This window comes from Amycolatopsis echigonensis, from assembly GCF_014174495.1.
Taxonomy (GTDB): Bacteria; Actinomycetota; Actinomycetes; order Mycobacteriales; family Pseudonocardiaceae; genus Amycolatopsis; species Amycolatopsis echigonensis.
Genome location: NZ_JACJHR010000267.1, coordinates 1 through 556, shown reverse-complemented (window position 1 = coordinate 556; position 556 = coordinate 1). Strand labels below are relative to the sequence as shown.

The following is a 556-nucleotide window of genomic DNA, read 5'->3' as shown; positions in this document are numbered from 1 at the left end:
GCCTGGGTTTTCACCCTCGCCCCTGCTCCCTCAAGGCCCGCAATTTTTTTAGGTAGGCGTTCTCCGCCGACAGCCGCAGGTTCTCCGCCCGCAACCGCTCCAGCTCGCCGGGACCCGGCGAGTCCGCGACACCGGGCGGACGGCCTTTCGGCTTGGGCCGCAACGCGTCCTCGCCCTCGCGCCGATACGCCCGCGCCCAGTTCTCCACGAGTTTGGGCGAGGACAGGCCGTGCTCGCGCGCCAGCTCGGCCGCGGTCGCCTCGCCGCCGACATACCGGCGCACGACCTCCAGCTTGAACTCGAACCCGAACGACCGCCTGCCTGGCTTGTTCATCAGCGCTCCCGCGCTCCGCAGCCTCCAACGATCACGCAAGCGTCGCACGGCACCCGCCGACACCCCCAACCGGGACGCCACGGCCTTCGCGCCATACCCGTCCTCGAACAACGCAACAGCGGACGCCCGCTGCCACTCAGACAACGAACTGCGTGGATGCAACGAACCACTCCCCGGACAGCCGGAACTGGATTCCCAGTCCAACTCCCGGGGCGCAGTTCA

Annotated in this window: 1 protein-coding gene and 1 pseudogene; both read right to left on the bottom strand. The window is 68.9% G+C overall.

The window, feature by feature from the left end:
• Window positions 1-10 precede the first annotated feature (10 nt).
• Window positions 11-334, bottom strand: a complete 324-nt coding sequence (locus H5411_RS46695) for a helix-turn-helix domain-containing protein (protein WP_101438641.1) — start codon at window positions 332-334, stop codon at window positions 11-13.
• A gap of 33 nt (window positions 335-367) precedes the next feature.
• A pseudogene (locus H5411_RS49965) lies at window positions 368-478 on the bottom strand (helix-turn-helix domain-containing protein); the annotation flags it as partial.
• Window positions 479-556 lie beyond the last annotated feature (78 nt).

Bases quoted from the DNA above. Each gene is read 5' to 3' on its own strand.
- H5411_RS46695 (WP_101438641.1), bottom strand. From the start codon at position 334: ATGAACAAGCCAGGCAGGCGGTCGTTCGGGTTCGAGTTCAAGCTGGAG.